Origin of the sequence: Nostoc mirabile CHAB5784 (genome assembly GCF_020829645.1) — a bacterium.
GTDB lineage: Bacteria > Cyanobacteriota > Cyanobacteriia > Cyanobacteriales > Nostocaceae > Nostoc > Nostoc mirabile.
In genome coordinates this window covers 82,400-103,950 of sequence record NZ_JAIVFS010000020.1, presented here as the reverse complement: position 1 = coordinate 103,950, position 21,551 = coordinate 82,400, and the positions used below count along the sequence as shown (strand labels likewise).

Below are 21,551 nucleotides of genomic sequence, written 5' to 3'. Positions count from 1 at the left end.
TTGATAATTTATTTCTTAAAATATCCATTTTTCCAAAGATAAAAAGGGCTAAGGAAACTACTTAAAAAAAGTTCCATTTCGCAAGCAAGTACTAAATCTTGCTTTAGCTTAGTTCGATATTTGAGTAAATGTAAAACAATTTTACGCAGGTCATTTATCATATAAGTTAAAAGAGCAACAGGTCTATAGACCTGTTTTATATTTACCATTCTAGTTACATAACGGCTAAGTCCAATACCTCTAAAAAATGGAATTAGATAGTCTTTTTGTAACCGGAAGCTTGGTATTTTATGAAAAACTTCCATTTCAGGGTTATACCAAATCTCCCATCCTGATTTTTGGATGTAAGACAACATTTCTAAGTCTTCACTGGTAAGCATATTGCCTTTAACTCTGCCAGTTAAAATAGGATTATCTGGTACACTTTCTAACCAGGCTTGTTTACGGACAACAAGTCCGGCAGATGGGGGTAGTAATTTTTTAGCTGCTTCATATAATAGCGGTAAATTACCTCGCTCTGTAATTGCCAAGAATGGAGCAATTCGCTGAAAGTTTTCTGGTGGTTCTACTTCCCAGTCAGGATGAATTTGGCTGGCATAAGCTCCCGCCTTGAGATACTTTTCACCAAAAGCATAAGCTGCGGATACCCAATTTGATACTGGGTAGTTGTCATCATCTAGAAAACCTATTAATCTACCTTTAGCTTCTGCAATTGCCCTTTTTCTAGCATAAGCTGCTCCTTGTTTTGCTTCAAAGCAATACTTTAAAGGGTAAGGACACTGCCAATTTTGTTGATAGGTTTCAACAACTTTAGCTGTGTTATCAGTGCTGTTGTTGTCTACAACTATAATTTCCCAAGATAAATTTTCGGTGTGAAGTTGTTTTTGTAGCCGTTCTAGTAGTTCAGGTAAACGACTTTCACCGTTATAAGTTGGGATAGCTACAGTAAAATCAAGGTTTTCAGTCATTTGACAAAAGGAATATTTTGATTAGGACGCTTTTAATATGTTCAGCCAATGGCTAATTTATCAGCGATTCTTAAATAAATTTATCAAACATTAAAACTGCACCTAATGTTTTAATTTTGCAATCAATGTGCAGTTTTATATACAGTACTATCACGTATCTTTAAATAAAGATTACTACATAAGCTTAACTGCATTCATTGTCTTTTGCTGTGAGCAATGATCCTAAAAGAGTTTTCACAATGACGCATCGTTTTACACTACTAGGCGATGTAGAATTTGCAGAACTTAGTACAGCTACCACTATTTTTAACCCAGGTGGCTCTGTCGAAGGGGCTATAGCTGTTCCAAAGCTTGCATTGGGTAAAGCCCCCATATAGTCAAAGGTAATTTTTTTTGATGCACTTAAAGTGTAGGATACAGATGAAGCAGCAGTGTTTTCGCCACTGAGATTTGTACCTAGCAAAAATTGATCAGAGCTAACGCCTACATCCGCCCCTAAAGGTTTCCATGTCCATGTGCTAATTACAGCATCGGTACGATAAATAGCAACCTCTACATTTTGGGTTGTGTTGTTTTTCTGAAAACTGACACTATAGCTAAGTTTTTTGTTTTTAGCTTCGCGCTGTGCTTCTTGCAGTGCGGCTAAAACGGCGTCGTTAGCTTTATTTACCTTCTGTCTATTTACAAAGGCAACCCAACTAGGTGCTGCGATCGCTGCTAAAATTCCGATCATTAGCGCTACTACGATCACTTCTATTAAAGTAAAACCAGCATCGTCTTGAAAATGAAATCGCTCTTTGGTATTTTTATTACACATCCTAGTGTGGAATAACTTTAAAGTTAGGTTGCCCATAATGCCCCACTATTAGTTGTGTTGTTTATTCTGAAGTTTATTTACTATATAAATATCCACGTCCCTGCACGCGGACACTTGCTGTCGGAAAGTAAGTTTGGTTATTTGAAGAGTAATCGAAATTGCTATTTTGCAACCGAGCTAGTGCATTGCCTCGTAAAAACACCTGTGCTGTCGTGTTGGCAACATCAACGCAAGTATAAAAGCCCATAAAACTACCTGAGTTAAGTGTTGTTCCAGTGGGGCAAGTAAGAGTTGTTGAACCAATAGAAGTTTGATCAATAAAATCAATTAATACTAAAGGTTGTTGAGTGTAAGCTGACGAGGCTGTTTTCCATGAATTCATTTGATTTTTTATACCTGCGGCACCTGGTAAATTCAGGTTAAAACGCTGAAAACCTTTATCGGGGCAGTTGGTGAGGTTAATATATTTATCATTGGGATAGTCAGTACCACAACTGACACCGCCAGGAGCCAGAACTCCATCACTAATTTCAAATCTGGCAATACGAGCCGCTTTTGACCAAGTAGTATTACTATCTTTGATTAAATAGTAGGCAACTAGTGAGTAAACAAAAGTATCATCTTTTGTATCTGTTGTAGTGCTGCTGGAAAGTATAACCCCATCTTGGAGAAACTTACGTTTCCAAAATACGAGAATTGGTTTACAAGTAACAGTAGTATCAGAAGAATCGCAAACACCAGCTTTTTTAACAGGTGGTATTTGGTCTTGAATTCCTGAGCTTGCTGGGACAGTGTTTGAATTGGTAGTCAGTGCAGTTTGATCATATATGTAGACAGCTTGTTGTAAATCATTGGCAATGTAATTAACTGCTGTCTGGATTTCTTGTTCAGAATTTGCTTTTGCTTGCTCCTTCTGATCTGTACTGAGAATATTAACCATGAATCCTAGCAGTGGTGTAATCACAAGGAATGCCAGCAATAAGGCTACCAAAAGTTCTATCAGGGTAAAACCATGAACTTGCTGAACAAACTTAGAGTGTTTCAGCTGAATGCTGAGAATAAATCTGAATACATTCTTCATAACTACGGTCTGCTTCTTAGTAATAGAAATACATCTAGTGAATGGTGGTGTACTGGTATACTATATATTCAGAATGTTAACCATTACGGTTATAGAATGATCACCGTCTTGAAAGTTATATCTTTACAATCCTGGCTTTTCACGGGATCTGGAAAACCTCTCTCCAAACCTCTCTCCTAAAAGGAGAGAGGCTTTGAATTTTCCCCCCTTTCCTTGTAGAGAAAGGGGCTAAGGGATTAGATTTCACGTTGGTTTTCCATCCACATAACGTGAAAAGTCAGCTTCCAACCTCACTGCACAGGAATTAATTACAAGTGCTGTTACTAGTAGTGCTGCTAGTAATAGCAAGACGCTGACACAGAGCATTGAAGGAAGTATTTCTAGAACCAATTTCAGTGGTCATTTCCACTAATGGGGATTGACGATCGCCCAAAGTTCCAGTGAAAGTGTTTTGTGTTTTTCGGTTACTACTGTCGCTAGGATAGATAGGTTTAGTAAAGTCAATATCTGACCGATAAATCCGAATTCCTAGACGATAACCATCCTTTGGTATACCTGTGCTATCAATTGGGGTGCTTGTGGTTACTGTAATTGTTTTAGCCTGAATGTAAAATAGGATGTTTGTACAGGCTGTTGTACTAATAATTAGGTTGTTGCTTGCGTTTTTTGTCACGCAATATAACGATGTTGATGATGTAGGAGGTGGCATATTTGTGTTAAGTAAATTGCCAGCTAATGTTCCATCGGGTGCAGTAGTGGTAGTAGGGGCTGTCACTGCTCCCGTTTTTACACCGTCAATGAAACTTCTTGCAGCTTGTGTGGCTTGTTCTACGCGTTTTGATTGGACGCGAGTTGCTGTTGCAATGACGATGGTAGGTGCGATCGCTGCTAGTAAAATAGTAACTAGTAGCATTGCTACCAACGACTCAATGATCGTGAAACCAGACTCATCACATAGTTGACTTACTTGCTGTTGTTTGTGCTTAATCATAGTTACTCACCCTTTCTAGGAATTAAAGATTAACTACAGCTAGGACGTTGATCGGCATCGACGGCATAACTACTGTCGGAGACTTTTTTGGCACACAACAATGTTTGCACCCATGCATCATCTCGACCAACTTCCCGGAAGTATTCATTGGGTTTGTCATCTGGTGTTATCGCTAACTTTTGCGAAAATGCGTCTGGTGATTGCGACAGCAAGCCAACATCGTAACCCCACTGCCGTTTAGGAGCTTGATAAAAAGGTACTTGACCACTAGCATTAGCGATCGGATATGGTGCGATAGATGAGCCAGAACTTAAGTATGCTACAAATGGTGCAGTAGCATAGACACTACGAGTTCTTTGGATAAAAGAGCCATTAATTATAGCTGGAATAGCTGCGTTTAGGTCGCCAGTTGGGTTCCAATTTTCCAAAAGGCGGACAAAGTTGTGTAAACCACCATTATCTTCTGTAGGACGAGCTGGGGTGTCTCCGCCTGCTGCGGCTAAGTTAAAGGTGGTACTTTTTGCATGTTGTATCCAGTTACTATCCTGTGTATTACTAGGGCCTATTCTGCTAATTGATGTTGGTGATGCATTTTCATCAGTGCCAAAAGCCACTTGAATTTGTAAAACTGGCGATAAAATTGGTTGATGAGCGCTTGGATCTGAGCTTAGAGTAACCTTTGGCGGTTTAGTATCGTCATTAGTAGCAGTTGTTCGGAACCATAGAGCATTATCTTTGGAATCTGGTCTATTAGTATCAAAACTACTCAATGGAAATTGAGTTATTGCGCCACTCTTGATACCTATAATGGTTGGTTTATTACCATCAACCGTCAGTACTCCAGATGCATTACGGAGAAAGGCAACACGTCGAGGATAGCCTAGATATTTAGAATCAGTCGGTAATTGTACAGTTGTACCTGCTTTATGGGTAGCAAGAGAAAAACTGACAGTAGCGTTAGGAATATCAGAGGCTTTTAGACCACCATCAGCGGGTACTGTTACATACCAATCAGTACCCGGATCGCAAGCTGAAACAGGCAGTTTCGGACAGACCTCCATTAAATACTCTGGGGCATTTTTCCTTCGCTGGATGGGTGTAACAAAGTTATTGAGGTAAGAACTACCTTGCATACCATTAGTTGTATTACCATCAAGGTCTTTGGGCAAGCCGTCAGTACCATACCAGGAAGCATTGACGACATTAGCGTTGTTGGTAGCAAACCCATTGTTTTGAAATGCGGTAATGGAATTAGTATCACCCAAGTTATTATTTAGGTCATAGTCTCCATCGCTGCGGTAGCCTAACGTGAAGTTATTAGAAAGAAGTGTGATGGCATCTGACAACACGCTGGCAGGTCGCCATTCGTCCCCAGTGGTACAGTTTGGTAGTCTAGCGTCACCACTACGACAAGCAAAGTTTTTATTACGGTCTGATGCAGTGCGAGAGTAGAAATTGCCCAAATCACTAGCTAGAGCTGTATTAAACTCTTCTCCGGTATGTTTATTAAAATCGCCTTTAATATATACAGGCAAGTTAGAGGCTAAAATCAAGCCTTTTTCTGCATCTCTGTAACCCTGAACACGCCAGATTGGGTTGCCATTGATTAACATGATGGCGTTGGGACGGCGAGTTGGGTCAAGCTTGAAGTCTACAGGGCTACTTGTTTTTTGTGCATCTGTGCCACTACTAGAACTGGCACTTAAATCCAAAAGTGCATCATCACGAGTAGCGTAAATAATACCGCTATTGGGAATTAAGTATTCTTGTATTGTTGCTGTGCCATAAGTTGTTGTCCGCAACTTATTAATATCTAATACAGTGGCGCGAATTTCCAGGGGCTGGCGGGTTTCTTTGGCGAGTTCATAGTCTGGAGCCGAGGAACCAGCAGATGGATCTGGTACGTTTGCTATTGTCCCAGTAGTTCCATCTCCGTTTACACCATCACGGTTGGTGAATGTTTCTACACCAGCTGTTGATGCATCTTTATGAATTGCCTTAATCTGTCTCGCATCTAAAAAAGCAGTTTCGTAAATTGCGCCGTGAGGGATGACAGTAGCATCTGGATTGCCGATAGTACCGTCTAATATTTGGATGGCACAAATAGCAGTATGAATAGCAGACTGCTCTGAGAGTATCAGTGTCTTAGAGGAAGCTATTTTTGACAGAGCGGTACTTAGTACTTCATTTACCAACCGACCATTGGGATACCTTAAACTAGCTTGGTAGTTTAGTAAATCTGAATAGTCAGAAACAGCCTTTGTTGGAGCTGCATAGACAATACCATTATGGGAATTACCACCCGTATTGTTATATGGAAGAGCAGCAAGGTTAGTAGCTTTAGTGCTGTTTGTAGGGTCGTAGAAACTACTTATACAAGCAATGGGTGTAGGGGTTGCCGCATTGTAGCCACTAGCTTGGTAGTGATAAACTGCTGTAGCCCGCATCCGTAAATACGGCGTATAACTAGTATTGGGTAATACTATATTGCTATTTTGGGTATCTTGGATTGATTTATCACCATTAATGCCAATACTATTAGGCACGGGCATCATATCTGACCAAATTCTATTTGTAGCCGCCGCCGCCGTGTCTAAATCAGCTTTGGGACTACTAACAGTGTAATTGTGAGGCAAATAAATCCCTGCACCAGTGACTACCCGTAAGCCACCCACAGGATCTTGGGGAGTAGTTGGCACTGTAGCAGCAGCTGATTCCCAGTCTCCATCTCGCTCAACAGTTCCTAAATCAGCTAGTTGCTGTACACGACTGCGGCGATTGCGAGTTCCAGTTCCATCGTCCCAGTTAATATTTGTAAGATTTTGGGTATCTGTGCTATCTGAGCCAATAAATGTCGTCTCATTCCACCATAATGCAGGTAGGTTGTTACCAAGCAAAATGCGATCGCCAACGTATTGTTCTTTACCCAGTTGTTGCTGCTTACTTGTTTCTGTAGCACTAGGTAATAGCTTAGAATTATTAATGTTAAGTGTTAAATTGGAATAATTAGTTTTAGTTTGACCATCACTAGGATCAAAAGGATAAACCCAAGTGTCTGGTGGACGCAGTGAGTCACCACTTCCTTGTAGCAATGTAGTACTATTAATAGTATAAGTTCCTGTTCCATTTACACCAAAAGGAACTTCAGCATAGGGTACACGACGGGTACGTTTTTTAAAGTAAAGTCCTAGCTGGTTATTACGGATAGTAGTTTGTTGCGTTGTAGTGACAGTAGATGTAGTTAGATTTAATACTTCTAGTTGCTGTGTAATACCATCTTTGACTTCCTGTGGGTCAGTAGATGGAGCGTTAGTTATCTGCTTTTGCACTAAGAGATTGATGCGCTCTACATAAGCTAGGCTATTATAAGCAATATTCTTCGGTGTTTCAGTTATTGATTTGTTATCTTTAACACCAAGAGTTTGGGTAGGATCAATTCCTTGTCCTTGGAATAAATGCACTCCAGTAGTGTTGTTAAAATCACCATCAGCGGTGAAACCGCCTCCTGATAAATTGCCACCTACAATAATTTTGGCATTGTCATCATCGTAAAAACAGGAATTTTTACTACTAATCTGATAAAGTGTAACATATTGAAAACCGCTACCAGTCAGGAAGTTACTATTAGTTAAAATCCGTCCATTTAGGTTAAATGCCGGGCCGGGGGTAAGTTGTATATCATCGTCAAAAACCACCGCATTGTTAACTAGCGGTAATTGTACACGGTCTTGTTGATATTCTAAACCTGAAAAGCCTTTATTTCCTTTGAAAGCTTCGTAATTTGTAGGTGGGTTAGTGTTAGTGATTGGAACATTAGCAGTGTAGACAAAAAAGCTTTTTTTGAGCTTACTAGCAATATTAAACCAGCCTGTACTCCCTACCAAAGTAGCACTTGTTCCCAGAGTATCTTCACAACCGTTGCTTATACTACCAGAGGTCATGGGCGGAGTTCTGGCCTCTAGAGGATTTCTAGCGCGGCTGTATGTGCCACTACTTATAGGCGGATTTCGGAAGTAAATTCCATAAAGAGTATAGCTGTCAAATTTCCCATTGTTATCTGTATCAATGGGGAACATCCAGGCAGTTTGTAGTGCTGTTTGACCGGTATAATTCAGATTTAGTTGAGTTTCATCCCCAAAAGTATATTCCTTCAAAGAATTTGTTAAAGTACTCTCCAAAGCTATATCTGAAGGTGTGGCTCGTGGGAGTTTGGGGTCATTAAATAGTTTGTCTAATTTCGCTCTAGCTCTGTCAATAGCTGGTGCTGCGGCGTTAAATACAGCTTCATTGACCCGGACATTACTAGCATTTTTGGAGCGTTCAAAAGAGCGAAATAAAATTGCAGTTGTTAACAGCACGACTACTAAACTTACCATCGCCACTGTCGGCAACAAAAACCCAGCATTCTCCGAGCCGCGTCTTCTTCGAGTGCCGAAAACAGTCCGCAGGAGCCAAATTATTTGCCTGTTAATTGCCGATAACAACTGCTTGCTAATTTGTTTAAAGGTTTTTTTAATTGCCTTGACTGGCTGATTTTTCCGAGACATAGCTGCTTCCCTGTCAAGTGTTTTTATTTTTATAAACATCCTTAACTATGCCTGTAAAGTTTTTTGTAGGCATAAGTTGAGGTTATATTTAATTACTGCATCTTGTTTGACTAACTTCCAAATAAAGTAGCTACAACAAAAGAGAATTTATTAAATTTATACCATTTATTAATTGTTCATTTTATCCGGTAAATACTGATTTTTTGAGAATTATTTAATTAAAGCCCGATAAAGGTAAGAGCAGAACTTCACAGTAAATTTGCGTAAATGTATTTTATCTAAAAGCAAATTTATGAAGATGTTGTTAAGAGAGTAAGCTTATAATACCCATCTGTTAAAGGAAAGATATCAGTTGGGTGCAAAATAATCAGATATAGGGGTTCTAACTTCGGTGCAATACTGTCGGAACCTCAGCCTATCTTGACTTTAATCCCTCTCCTTATTAAGAAGAGGGACAGGTTTTGCATACCATAACCAGGGTGAGCTTTTCTTGAGCCATTCGATAAACCGTAAATTTCGTCGAGAGAGACTTGTGTGTAGACCGTAGCTCTTTTCATAAGCAGCGGGGCTGGGGGTGAGGTTCAACTACTATCCCCTTAAATTTCGTATATTCTGAACAATACTTTCCAGCACCCCAGACAAATTAGCATACACATCATTATTCGTAAATCTAATAAATTTAATTCCTGCTGATTTAATAAATTCTTGCCTTGCCTTATCATATTCAGCAGCACCTTCCTGAAAATTGCTTTCGCCATCAATTTCTATAGCTAACTTAAATTCACAACTATAAAAATCTATAACAAACTTATACCATTTCAATTGATGATTGCAACACATCGTTGGGTAAAGACGCGATGAATCGCGTCTCTACAAATGGTCTATTTGTCGCATTCTTTTTTCAAATTGGTATTATCTACACTATATTGTCGGCGAAATTTACAGTTTTCCAACTGTCTATCTCTGATTTTATCCCAAATAAGTTTCTCGGCTTTTGTTATATTTTGGCGTAATAGTCGCCTTTTATATATTTCACTACTTTTGTTATAAAGTTTAGTCATTTTTATTTACGATTCCAGCCCCCTTTCCTTTATCAGGAGAGGTTTAGGGTGAGGCCAAGCGATAACTATAAATGTTTATCCCGCCTTGATTGAATTGCTCACAATATAATAACTTCACCCCGCCCTTCGGGCACCCCTCTCCTTATTAAGGAGAGGGGAAGGAGATATGGATTAAGCGCTAAAGTATTTTGCTAATGGGTGGTAAGCAATAATTGCAGTGGTAGATTGTTCTGGATAAAGTTGTTCACTTTCATCCATATACAAGTTAATTCTGTCAGTCTGCAATAACTCAAGTTGCTTGTATTGGTCTTGGATATTTGGGCAAGCTGGATAACCAAAGCTATACCGTGAGCCACGATAGCGTTGTGCTAATATATCCCGAATATTGTCGGGTTCTTCAGCAGTAAAACCTAACTCTCGGCGGATTCTGGCGTGTGTCCATTCAGCCACAGCCTCTGCCACCTGCACTGCCATGCCGTGAAAATACAGATAATCTGTATATTGATTATTGGCAAACAGCTTTTGGGCGAACTCTGTGGCAATCTCCCCTACAGTCACCGCCTGCATCGGGAAGACATCAATAATTCCCGACTCCTTCGGTGCAAAGAAATCTGCTATGCACAACCGCCTTAAAGACTTCTGTCTGGGAAACTCGAAAGTTGCAACCTGTTGTGATTGGTTTTCTGAGTCATATATATGTAGAGAATTCCCCTCAGATTGACAAGGGAAATACCCATAAATCACCTGGGGATGCAACAAATTCTCTTCAATAATCCGGTGTTTCCAAGTTTCTAAAATTGGGTACACTTTCTCAGCTAAGAAAGCTTGATATTCTTCCTTAGATTGTTCCTTTGGTTTGCGGAATTGCCACTGTCCAGCAACTAAAGCTTGTAAATCCAAGTGCCAGAATATTTCTTCGATGGGAATATCACTAGGCTGCAATAACTGCGTTCCCCAGAAAGGCGGTGTCGGACGTTCAATATCTATCGCCACTGCGTCCGAACGTCTTGTATCTACTTCTTTTGGTTCAGTAGATGTTTCTTCAGCAGTTGTAGCTTTTGGTTCTTTGTGACCATTGGTCGAAAGTTCAGCAGTTTCGACTTCATCCAAAAATCCCTGCAAATCTTCCCAGTTACCAGCAGCTTTTGCTGGCATTAATTTATCCATGAAGTGCAAGTCAGAAAAGGCATCTTTGCCATAAACAACTTTACCTTTGTAGGTTTTTTGGCAATCTTCATGCACAAACTTGGGAGTCAACGCCGCACCACCTAATATGACGGGGACACTAATTCCCTTTTCGTTGAATACCTCCAAGTTCTCTTTCATAAAGGCGGTGGATTTTACCAGCAAACCACTCATGGCTATACAATCAGCTTTGTGCTGTTCGTAAGCGTTGATGATGTTTTCCACTGGCTGTTTAATTCCCAGGTTAATCACCTTGTAACCATTGTTGGACAAGATTATATCTACCAAGTTTTTACCAATGTCGTGGACATCGCCTTTTACTGTGGCAATGATAAAGGTTCCCTTGGCATTGTTGCCTGATTCTGATTTTTCCATGAACGGTTCTAGAAAGGCAACAGCCGCTTTCATGGTTTCCGCAGATTGCAAGACGAAGGGTAGTTGCATTTGTCCAGAACCGAACAATTCCCCGACAACTTTCATGCCATCTAGCAGGAAGGTGTTGATAATTTCTAAGGGGGGATGTTCTTCTAAGGCTTTTTTCAGATGTTCTTCTAAGCCTATGCGTTCACCGTCGATGATGTGACGTTTGAGGCGTTCTGGGATGGGGAGACTTTCATCTAAGGAGCGATCGCGTTTTGTTGTCACCCCAGCAAACTCTGTGGTAAGCTCTCCCAAAGGATCGTAAACGCAAGCATTACCCTCAAACTTCCGCTGATCATAAATCAACTGGCGACAAATTTCTTGATGGCGTGCCTCAATCTTAGAGAGCGGTAAAATTTTGTTAGCACTGACAATGGCTGCATCCATTCCCGCCGTCGTTGCTTCGTGCAAAAACACTGAGTTCAGTACCATCCGCGAGGCTGGATTCAAACCAAAGGAAATATTGGAAACACCCAAAATCACATGACATCCAGGCAATCCTTCACGAATGCGCCGAATGGATTCAATTGTGGCTTTACCGTTTTCTCGGTCTTCTTCAATCCCGGTGGAAATTGGTAACGCTAAGGTATCAAAGAATATTTCTGTGGGTGGTATGCCATATTCTACAGCTTGACGGTATGCGCGTTGTGCAATCGCAAACTTTTTGTCTGCTGTCCGCGCCATCCCATCTTCATCGATAGTACCAATGATTACACCAGCACCGTATTTTTTCGCTAACTCCAGCACTTTCAAAAAGCGGGGTTCCCCATCTTCGTAGTTGGTGGAATTCAGCAAACACTTACCACCGGCAACCTTTAAACCCGCCTCCATCTTTTCCCATTCGGTGGAGTCAAGCATTAAAGGCAATGTCACATTATTAACAATGCGCGAAACTAATTCGTGCATATCCCGTACACCGTCGCGTCCCACATAATCGACGTTGACATCGAGGATATGTGCGCCTTCTTTTACTTGCGCCCTCGCCATTGAAACGAGTCCATCCCAATCTTCGGCATTTAGCAAATCGCGGCACTTCTTGGAACCACTGGCGTTAAGACGTTCGCCAACAATCAAAAAGGAATTATCTTGGTCGTAGGGCTGAGTGGTGTAAATTGATGCTGCTGCTGGTTCTAAACTAGGATGTCTAACTTTTGGCTTCAGGTCTTTGGCAAGTTCTGCCAATTGTTGAATGTGTTCTGGACGCGTCCCACAGCAACCCCCAATCACTTGGACACCCAAATCTTCAACAAAGTGCATCAATGACATCCGTAATTCCAACGGTGTCAGGCGGTAGTGCGCTTGACCGCCGACGTTCTCAGGTAAACCCGCGTTGGGAATACAGGAAACGATGAAAGGCGAATGTTCTGCCAGATACTTGATATGTGGTTTCATCAAGTCTGGGCCTGTGGCACAGTTTAGACCGAGAATGTCAATTGGGTAATGTTCCAGAATTGTCAGCACAGCGCTGATTTCTGAACCAACCAACATTGTGCCCATGCTTTCCATTGTCACAGACACCATCAACGGACGGCGATCGCCTTTTTTGGCAAACACTTCTTCAATGGCATTCAGCGCCGCCTTAATTTGCAGCACATCTTGGCAAGTCTCCACCAGAAATAAATCGACACCACCATCCCATAGCGCTTCTGCTTGTTCGGCAAAGGTAGCTTTCATGGTGTCAAAGTCAATATGTCCCAAGGTAGGGAGTTTCGTTGTGGGGCCGATGGAACCAGCCACAAACCGGGGTTTTTCTGGCGTGGAAAATTCCGCAGCCACACGCTTCGCCAATTCTGCGGCTGTCTTGCTGAGGTAATAGGCTTGGTTTGCCAAGTCATATTCTGCCAGCACCAGGGACGTACTGCCAAAGGTATCGGTTTCAATTACGTCTGCACCAGCAGCGAGAAAGTCTCGGTGAACCTTAGCGACAGCTTCAGGTTTCGTGTGGACTAAGTATTCGTTACAACCTTCATACTGTGGGCCGCCGAAGTCTTCAGCAGTCAGGTTTTGGGTTTGTAAGTTGGTTCCCATCGCCCCGTCGAAGACGAGGACTGGGCTATCTGGACTACGCAGGCGTTCAAGGAAAGGATGAGTCATATTTTCCTAGAATAAATGAGGAAATCAAGTGAGTCATGTGATACTCGACTTACTTTATTATTTTCCAAGATTGTGATATTTTCGGCACGTTTTAATAAAGTCTGTTTTGCTGAAACTCACCATCCGCTCATTTTGACCTGATTTCTCAAGGTTGGCGATGACAAAATTATGCAAAAGCGTCCTCATATCATGTCCGCTTGATTGCTTAATTAAACTCGAAGAACCCCACCCCGCCAAAGCTACGCTTTGTCTCCCCTCCCCGCTTGCGGGGAGGGGTTGGGAGTGGGGTGTACACACAGGTGTTGCCGCAGCCATATCTTTGTTAAAAAATCTCGCACTGCGTTTCTATCCCGCCTCGGAATGAATTCCGAGTCTGATAGCTAAAGTCCACGCTTAGTGGACTAAGGGATTTTCAAGAAATAAATTATCCAAAAAAACGTAGACGCTGCATCGGCTTGCCGCAGGCTACCACTCCAGACGCAGAGAACACAGAGAGAGAAAAAATAGAGAGAATTTTTGTGTCAGTTTTGGGATATTTTTTATTTGGAAGTCCCTAAATGATCAATTCAGTCTACGCTTAGTGGACTTTAGCTATGAGCCGCTGAACTTCAGTTCTGGGCGGGATGTCGGTGAGTGTGACAGTTTCACTCTGACAAAAATGTGGGTAGAGAATTTTTCGACTTGTGCGTACACTGTAGCCCGCTTGCGGGGAGGGGTTGAAGGTCGTGAAACCCAACAAAGCCCTGAAAATGTTGGGTTTTGTTCTTCAACGCAACCTACATTGGAGTTATTTTTTAGGCAAAACCTACGCAATATTGACACAGGTGGGGTTTCACTGAATTCTACACATAGTAGGATGAAATATTTTCGCCAAGTTTCTTATCTTGGGATCACAGCTTAGAGTTGTTACTCCGTTCAGCTCAAAGATGGAAAAAACACCAGGAGTATAACTTGAGTCTTACTATGGATTTAAATTCTTTGTTCAATCTAAATACATTTATTGAATTATTATTGGGGATTAGTTTGAGCGCGGCGGCTGGCTTTCGAGTATTTGTACCACTGCTAGCATTGAGTGTGGCTTCAGTTTTTGGACATTTTGATTTGCCGACTAACTTTGATTGGCTGGAAACACCTCAAGCTGTAATTGTATTTGCAGTCGCTTGTTTACTAGAAATTATCGGTTATTACATTCCTTGGTTGGATCATCTGCTAGATATTGTTGCCACTCCTGCGGCATTTATCGCCGGGACAATCGTAACAGCATCTGTTGCTCCAGAGATGAATCCACTTGTGCAATGGACGTTAGCTTTAATTGCTGGTGGTGGAACCGCAGGATTAACTCAGGGATTAACGAATACATTGCGGATAAGTTCTACTGGCGTTTCAGGTGGATTAACCAATCCAGTTGTGTCAACCATTGAGTTGGTCATTGCAATCGGACTGTCTGTGCTGGCGCTAGCTTTCCCAGTGGTAGCAGGAGTGATTGTGATTGGTTTTCTAATAATAGCTATTCAAAGAATTTGGAATTTCTTCTTCAATAAACCATCTTCTCAAACTAACGAAACCGTCTCTCCATCAAGAGAATTGGGATAAGTACTTATGGAGTTTCATAGCTGCGACGCCGAATAGCCCGTCGTAGACATCGCAATTATAAAGCGATCGTAGTCGTAAGACGTGTTAGCGCGAAAGTTAAGGAGAATCGTATTGCTACCTAACCCGCCTGGAACTCAAAGTTCCAGGCTAATAGCAAAACTCCACTAAAGTGGACTAAAACCGCTTCTCAGTCTTCTTTAGAAGACTTTAGCTATTAGCCTCAGAATTCATTCTGAGGCGGTTGTTGGGAATGGGCGCGAAAGCGTAACGCACCTTTGATACTCGTGAACGAGTCTTTAATACTCGTGAACGAGTCTTTGATACTCGTGAACGAGTCTTTAATACTCGCCGATGAGTCTTTAATACTCGTGAACGAGTCTTTGATACTCGCCGACGAGTCTTTTATACTCGTGAGCGAGTCTTTGAACTCCGTTAATGAGTCTTTGATACTCGTGAATGAGTCTTTGATACTCGCCGACGAGTCTTTTATACTCGTGAACGAGTCTTTGATACTCGCCGACGAGTCTTTGATACTCGCCGACGAGTCTTTGATACTCGTGAATGAGTGAATATTATTGCGAGGTTAGCGATGTTTACGACGGGCTACGCCTACGCACCCTGCTAATTTAAACATGACAGCCGTTTTTGTGCACATGAACACACTAATCCGGTCTCTAATGCTTAGTTGCGATATACTACTTTAGTAAATATCACTACAAAGTTAGTGAGGTTTGCAGGTGACAAACGAAGAACTGTTGCAAATTATTGAACAAGCTGTCAGGGAAAAGGCAACGGAGCTAAACCTCAATCACAATCAACTCAGCAGCCTGCCGCCAGAAATCAGCCAACTCTCCAGCCTGACAACGCTAAACCTCAATCACAATCAACTCAGCAGCCTGCCGCCAGAAATCAGCCAACTCTCCAGCCTGACTGAGCTATCCCTCGATAACAATCAACTCAGCAGCCTGCCGCCAGAATTCAGCCAACTCTCCAGCCTGACTGAGCTATACCTCGATAACAATCAACTCAGCAGCCTGCCGCCAGAATTCAGCCAACTCTCCAGCCTGACTGAGCTATACCTCGATAACAATCAACTCAGCAGCCTGCCGCCAGAATTCAGTCAACTCTCCAGCCTGACTGAGCTATACCTCGATAACAATCAACTCAGCAGCCTGCCGCCAGAATTCAGTCAACTCTCCAGCCTGACAACGCTATCCCTCCGTAACAATCAACTCAGCAGCCTGCCGCCAGAATTCAGCCAACTCTCCAGCCTGACAACACTATACCTCGATAACAATCAACTCAGCAGCCTGCCGCCAGAATTCAGCCAACTCTCCAGCCTGACAACACTATACCTCGATAACAATCAACTCAGCAGCCTGCCGCCAGAATTCAGCCAACTCTCCAGCCTGACAACGCTATACCTCTATAACAATCAACTCAGCAGCCTGCCGCCAGAATTCAGCCAACTCTCCAGCCTGACAACGCTATCCCTCCGTAACAATCAACTCAGCAGCCTGCCGCCAGAATTCAGCCAACTCTCCAGCCTGACAACGCTATCCCTCCGTAACAATCAACTCAGCAGCCTGCCGCCAGAATTCAGCCAACTCTCCAGCCTGACTGAGCTATACCTCGATAACAATCCATTAACCTCGCCACCACCTGAAATTGTCGAGCAGGGAACACAGGCAATTTTGACCTATCTTCGAGAAAGGTTAGAGGGTAGCCAACAGCAGTGGGTTTCTAAACTGCTGGTCGTCGGTGAAGGAGGTGTGGGTAAAACATCGTTATTAAGAGCATTGCGCGGTGAAGAGTTCGACACCCAGGAATCCACCACCCACGGCATTGAAATTAAATCCCTGGAATTAACCCATCCCACGCAAGCAGTCACCATGCAGCTGAACACCTGGGATTTTGGCGGACAGGAAATCTATCACGCTACCCATCAATTCTTCCTCACCAACCGCTCTCTATTCTTACTCGCCTGGAATGCCCGACTGGGATTTGAGCAAGGTAAACTCTATTACTGGCTGGATACTATCAAAGCCTTAGCCCCGGAATCTCCGATTTTACTCGTCGCCACCCACATCGATGAGCGAGATGCAGACCTTCCCCTCAAAGAGTTACGCGACAAGTACCCCCAGATTATCGAACATTGTAAAATTAGCTCTAAAAGCAGCAATGGCATTGAAAAACTTCGGCAAGGAATTGCAGAATCAGCCGCTAAGTTGCCTTTGATGGGTGAAATCTGGCCTACTACCTGGCTAGATGCTGCCAATGTCATCCGTACCCAACTAAAACAATACATTACACCGCAGCAGTTGTGGAACATCATGGCTAACTCCCAAGTTGTTGACATCAGCAAGGAAGTGCTGGCGCGATGGCTGCATGAATTAGGTGAAATTCTCTACTTCCAAGACAACGAAGAACTTAACGATACCGTTATCCTCAAGCCAGAGTGGGTAACTGAATATATCAGCAAAGTTTTGGAAAGCAAAGACGTAAGCGATCGCTTGGGCATTTTCACCCGTCAGGAAATGAATCAACTTTGGCGCGACCTAGAGCCATCAATGCGGGATCACTTTTTGCACCTCATGGAGCGTTTTGACCTTTCCTACCGCACTCAAGAAAACCGGGATCTCAGTCTGGTGGTGGAACGTTTGCCCCTCGACCCGCCTAATTATGAACACAAATGGCAGCAAATTAAACAAGCAGGTGAGTGCCTTGAAATTTCGATGAAATTTCAACTCAATACCATTCCTGCGGGGATTCCCACTTGGTTTATTGCGCGTCAACACCGCTTCACAACTGGCATTCATTGGCGTAACGGTGTTTTATTTACTTATGAGCAAGAACAACATTTAGCATTAGTGGAAGCTGTTAAAAGCGATCGCTATATTAAATTAACAGTGCGAGGCCCTAACCCACTGAATTTCTTTGTCCTGCTTCGAGATGGCATGGAAGTCACTCTCGCCAGGTTTCCCGGATTAGATATTAAACGCACAATCTCATGTCTTGGTCATAATGGTCAACCATGTACTCACGAATTTGACTATAAACAACTATCGCAACGCTGGGAAAAAAAGAAAAAAACAATTGAATGTCCAGAAGCTATGGAAGATGTATCAGTGCCAGAACTCTTATATGGCTTAAACTGGAATACCGAAAATGCTGTGCTAGAACGCATTGACCAGTTAGAAAAAACAGTTGTTGACACAGTTGTTGACGGACAAGCAGTAATTCTCGATGAATTTAAAAATCTCCGAGAACTGGCGCAACGGGAATTTACCAATGCATTCCGCCGCGAACAAGCAAAAATCGATTCTCACTGTCCCAATGTCTTTGTGCTGCGTCCCCGTGGCGCTAAAGCTTGGCAAAAGAATCTAACTGGACAGAAATTAGAATTACAACTTTATTGTCAAGCACCGGGCTGTTGGCATCCCACCCAAGAAGGCGGTTTATATGAAATAAATGAACCTGCCAAATGGCTGAGAGTAACAGCACCCTATCTTGGTAGGTTATTCCGAATCTTGAAATATGCTGCACCCATAGTAGGGCCGTTTGTAAGTTTGGTAAACGAACAAGAATTTGAAAAAGTCTTTAAAAATGATCTCGAATTCACCAAAGAACTAGCAGCAAAATTACCTGAACTCAAACAATCTGAAGATTTAGAATTAGCAAACAAAATTGCTAGAGGTGAAGATTTAGATCCAGAACGCGCTGATGGTGCAGCTTTGCGTGCCTTGCGTCAACTTTTAGAAGAAAAAGATCCACAGCAGCACTGGGGTGGATTAAAGAATATCTTGACTCCAGAGGGACATTACCTATGGCTATGCGAACACCACGCATCAAAGTATAAACGCTAACCATTTTAGATTTGAGATTGCGATCTTGAATTGTAGAGACACAATTCATCAACTATTCGCTCAAGCACTAGCAATGGTTTTGATAGCATTTGAAGAAGAATGCAAAATTTAGAATTCAGAATCAATAATTAAGGTATTATAGCGATTCTCGTTTGGATACCATAGGCAGTAGAGGTTTACAGCTGTGCGCCCTACGAAGGACACGCCAGTTTAGCTATAAGTTAATATCTACCGTTTTACGGGTATTAGAAAAATGAGGTTTAAAGACTGGGCGACTAGGGTGCTATTAATCTCGCTGATGTTCATGGCTTTAATTGTAGTGCTGCTAATTGGACGAGTGACAAAATTACAAAATAATCCGACTACATCAAAACCAGAGGTTACAGCCTGGAGTCAATATCCACAGGCGCAATTTCAATCAGCGAAAAACTTAGAGGAGAAGAAATCTCAAAATGTTATCAAGTCCCCAGTCAAGATTAACAAGCCTGTAGCAAGGTACGTAACCACTCAAGCTTTTGCACAGTACAGACCTAATTATCAAGTTGTCTCAGTTAACCCAACTAACTATGGAGAACGGTACGCCCAAGATGTTAACGGCGTTCCTCTCAACAACCAACCAATTATCGTCCTCCATGAAACTGGTTATTCTGCTTCTAGCGCCATCAATTTCTTTCAAGTAGCCCATGACGATGAAAATGTGCAAGCAAGTTACCACGCCTTAATCAAGTTAGACGGAACGGTGGTTTATCTAGTACCGCCAGAAAAGCGAGCTTTTGGTGCAGCTAACTCAGTATTTGAGACTCCACAAGGAGTGGAAACTGTGCAGACTAATCCGAATTTGCCTGCGTCTGTGAATAATTTTGCTTATCACGTTTCTTTGGAAACACCGCCAGATGGTTATGACGGTAGCAGTCAACAAACCCATAGCGGCTATACGGAGGCTCAATATAATTCTCTTGCTTGGTTAATTGCTCAAAGTCAAGTGCCAGACGATCGCATCACTACGCACCATCTAGTAGACCGTTCTGGTAAAAAAGTTGACCCGATAAGTTTTGATGGTAATAAATTTCTGAGCTTACTTAATACTTATCGTCAAATTAAACCAATCTATAGAGTGAGTAAATAAAAAATGGTGCGTTACGCTTTTGCGATAACACACCCGACAAAATTTATTCAACTAAGCTATTTGCTAAAGCTATAAATTTGTTGTGTTTCCAGGCGATCGCTAATCGATGAAGGCAGTGTACCATTCGAGAATGTCTGTCGATCCAGTTGGACTTGTAAATTACTCAAGGGATCGCAACCAGAAGAAATCAGAAATTCTAGTTTCTGGATGTAAGGCAAAGTTGCTAGGTTGTCCAGAATTTGGAAGATAGCCTGTATGTAAGGATGACCACTTTGGCTATACCAATCACAGCTAGCAACTTTTGGCTGATCAAAACCCAAGTGTACTGTCAAAGATGGCTCGTCAAATATAGCGATCGCTAATGGACGCGCTTCTTCCTGTAACAATAAATCATTACTTTTCGCTAAGTGTCGCAGTTTCTCCAAGCGTTCATAACGTTCCGTCACAGCTTCCGGGTCATCTTGCCAATGGATTGCTACTGTTACCAGATAAGTCTGTAACAGCATGTGACCCAGCTTTTTCGCTTTTGTTGCCAGGTAATAGGAATTGTAGTCATTGGCCTCAATCAATAACGGTAAGCGATCGACTACTTCCATCCCATAGCCCTTAACTCCAGCGATTTTACGAGGATTATTGGTAATCAAACGTATCTTTTTAATCCCCAAATCCATGAGCATTTGTGCCCCCATCCCGTAGTCTCGCAAGTCAGCGGGAAATCCTAAACGCTCATTTGCCTCTACTGTATCCAGTCCCATATCCTGCAATGAGTAGGCTTTCAGCTTGTTAATCAAGCCGATTCCCCGTCCTTCTTGACGCAGGTATACAACTACACCTTGACCAGCAGACTCAATCATTTTGAGTGCAGCTACAAGCTGCATCCGACAGTCGCAGCGCAAAGAACCCAAAGCGTCACCAGTTAAGCATTCTGAGTGCATCCGCACCATTACTGGCTCATCTTTGAAGTTAGCTGGATCGCCCTTGACAATTGCAACGTGTTCTGTATTATCTAGGGTGTGGCGATAAGCGTAAATTTCAAACTGGCCAAATTGACTAGGCAGCTTGGTAATCACCTCACGATATACTAGGCGATCGTGCTGTAGCCGATAACTGATTAAATCCGCAATACTAATGATTTTTAAATTGTGAAGTTTCGCATATTCGACTAACTGCTGCAACCGCGCCATTGAACCATCGGAGTTTTGAATTTCACAAATTACTCCTGCTGGGTATAGTCCTGCTAGTCGGGCTAAGTCCACAGCCGCTTCCGTATGTCCTGCGCGTTTGAGTACGCCTCCAGCTTTAGCCCGAATCGGGAAAATATGACCAGGACGACGTAAATCAGTAGGTTTTGTCGCTGGGTTGAGAGTAACCTGGATAGTGCGGGCGCGGTCTTCTGCTGAGATGCCTGTGGTTACACCCAATTCTGGGCCGGCATCAATACTTACAGTGAAGGCAGTTTGGTTAGTATCTGTAATGTTGCTTACCATCAAGGGTAAGTCTAGCTCGTCTAGGCGATCGCCTGTCATTGCCAAACAAATCAGCCCTCTAGCTTCCACCGCCATGAAATTAATCATGTCGGGTGTGGCAAATTGGGCGGCACAAATTAAGTCGCCTTCATTTTCTCTATTTTCATCATCTACCACTACAATGACGCGACCAGCTTTTAGGTCTGCTAAGGCGGCATCAATCGAATCAAATTTAAAAGCTTGGTTAGTATTAGGCTGTGACACAGAAAGATTTCCAGCTACCAACGTAAATTTTTTTAACAATTTCTTCTTTTAGATTGTAGCTCCTTTATAAGG

The 21,551-nt window shown here is 42.4% G+C and carries 12 protein-coding genes; 3 read left to right on the top strand and 9 right to left on the bottom strand.

Annotation, left to right across the window (positions count from 1 at the left end):
- Positions 1-8 precede the first annotated feature (8 nt).
- The 8 genes from hpsE to metH form a co-directional block, all read right to left on the bottom strand.
- Positions 9-968 (bottom strand): hormogonium polysaccharide biosynthesis glycosyltransferase HpsE, encoded by a 960-nt coding sequence (gene hpsE, locus LC653_RS15470; RefSeq protein WP_229495312.1) that lies wholly within the window; start codon positions 966-968, stop codon positions 9-11.
- A 184-nt stretch (positions 969-1,152) separates the two neighbouring features.
- On the bottom strand, positions 1,153-1,821 hold the full coding sequence (locus LC653_RS15465; protein WP_229495311.1) for a pilus assembly FimT family protein: 669 nt from the start codon (positions 1,819-1,821) through the stop codon (positions 1,153-1,155).
- Between the two features lie 37 nt (positions 1,822-1,858).
- Positions 1,859-2,866, bottom strand: a complete 1,008-nt coding sequence (gene hpsC, locus LC653_RS15460) for a hormogonium polysaccharide secretion pseudopilin HpsC (protein WP_229495310.1) — start codon at positions 2,864-2,866, stop codon at positions 1,859-1,861.
- A gap of 304 nt (positions 2,867-3,170) precedes the next feature.
- Positions 3,171-3,857, bottom strand: coding sequence for a hormogonium polysaccharide secretion pseudopilin HpsB (gene hpsB / locus LC653_RS15455; RefSeq protein ID WP_229495309.1), 687 nt, complete (start codon positions 3,855-3,857; stop codon positions 3,171-3,173).
- 29 nt (positions 3,858-3,886) lie between these two features.
- Complete coding sequence (gene hpsA, locus LC653_RS15450; RefSeq protein ID WP_229495308.1) at positions 3,887-8,404, bottom strand: hormogonium polysaccharide biosynthesis protein HpsA; 4,518 nt, start codon at positions 8,402-8,404, stop codon at positions 3,887-3,889.
- A gap of 588 nt (positions 8,405-8,992) precedes the next feature.
- The gene (locus tag LC653_RS46235) at positions 8,993-9,226 is read right to left on the bottom strand and encodes an endonuclease domain-containing protein (protein WP_267923073.1); all 234 of its coding nucleotides are present in this window, start codon (positions 9,224-9,226) and stop codon (positions 8,993-8,995) included.
- Positions 9,227-9,285: 59 nt separating this feature from the next.
- A complete protein-coding gene (locus LC653_RS46230) occupies positions 9,286-9,465 on the bottom strand; it encodes a DUF559 domain-containing protein (protein WP_267923072.1) in 180 nt (59 codons plus the stop codon).
- A 171-nt stretch (positions 9,466-9,636) separates the two neighbouring features.
- Complete coding sequence (metH, locus tag LC653_RS15440) at positions 9,637-13,164, bottom strand: methionine synthase (protein ID WP_229495307.1); 3,528 nt, start codon at positions 13,162-13,164, stop codon at positions 9,637-9,639.
- A gap of 963 nt (positions 13,165-14,127) precedes the next feature.
- On the opposite strand from metH, the gene LC653_RS15435 reads away from it, so the two are divergent.
- The 3 genes from LC653_RS15435 to LC653_RS15425 all read left to right on the top strand — a co-directional run bounded on the left by LC653_RS15435 (position 14,128) and on the right by LC653_RS15425 (position 19,749).
- Positions 14,128-14,757 carry a DUF4126 domain-containing protein gene (locus LC653_RS15435; protein ID WP_229495306.1) on the top strand — a complete coding sequence of 210 codons (630 nt, stop codon included), beginning with the start codon at positions 14,128-14,130 and terminating at the stop codon, positions 14,755-14,757.
- A 737-nt stretch (positions 14,758-15,494) separates the two neighbouring features.
- On the top strand, positions 15,495-18,623 hold the full coding sequence (locus tag LC653_RS15430; RefSeq protein ID WP_229495305.1) for a leucine-rich repeat domain-containing protein: 3,129 nt from the start codon (positions 15,495-15,497) through the stop codon (positions 18,621-18,623).
- A 253-nt stretch (positions 18,624-18,876) separates the two neighbouring features.
- The gene (locus tag LC653_RS15425) at positions 18,877-19,749 is read left to right on the top strand and encodes an N-acetylmuramoyl-L-alanine amidase (RefSeq protein ID WP_229495304.1); all 873 of its coding nucleotides are present in this window, start codon (positions 18,877-18,879) and stop codon (positions 19,747-19,749) included.
- 56 nt (positions 19,750-19,805) lie between these two features.
- Here LC653_RS15425 and ribBA read toward each other — a convergent pair whose 3' ends face one another.
- Positions 19,806-21,479 (bottom strand): bifunctional 3,4-dihydroxy-2-butanone-4-phosphate synthase/GTP cyclohydrolase II, encoded by a 1,674-nt coding sequence (gene ribBA / locus LC653_RS15420; RefSeq protein ID WP_229495303.1) that lies wholly within the window; start codon positions 21,477-21,479, stop codon positions 19,806-19,808.
- Between the last annotated feature and the right edge of the window lie 72 nt (positions 21,480-21,551).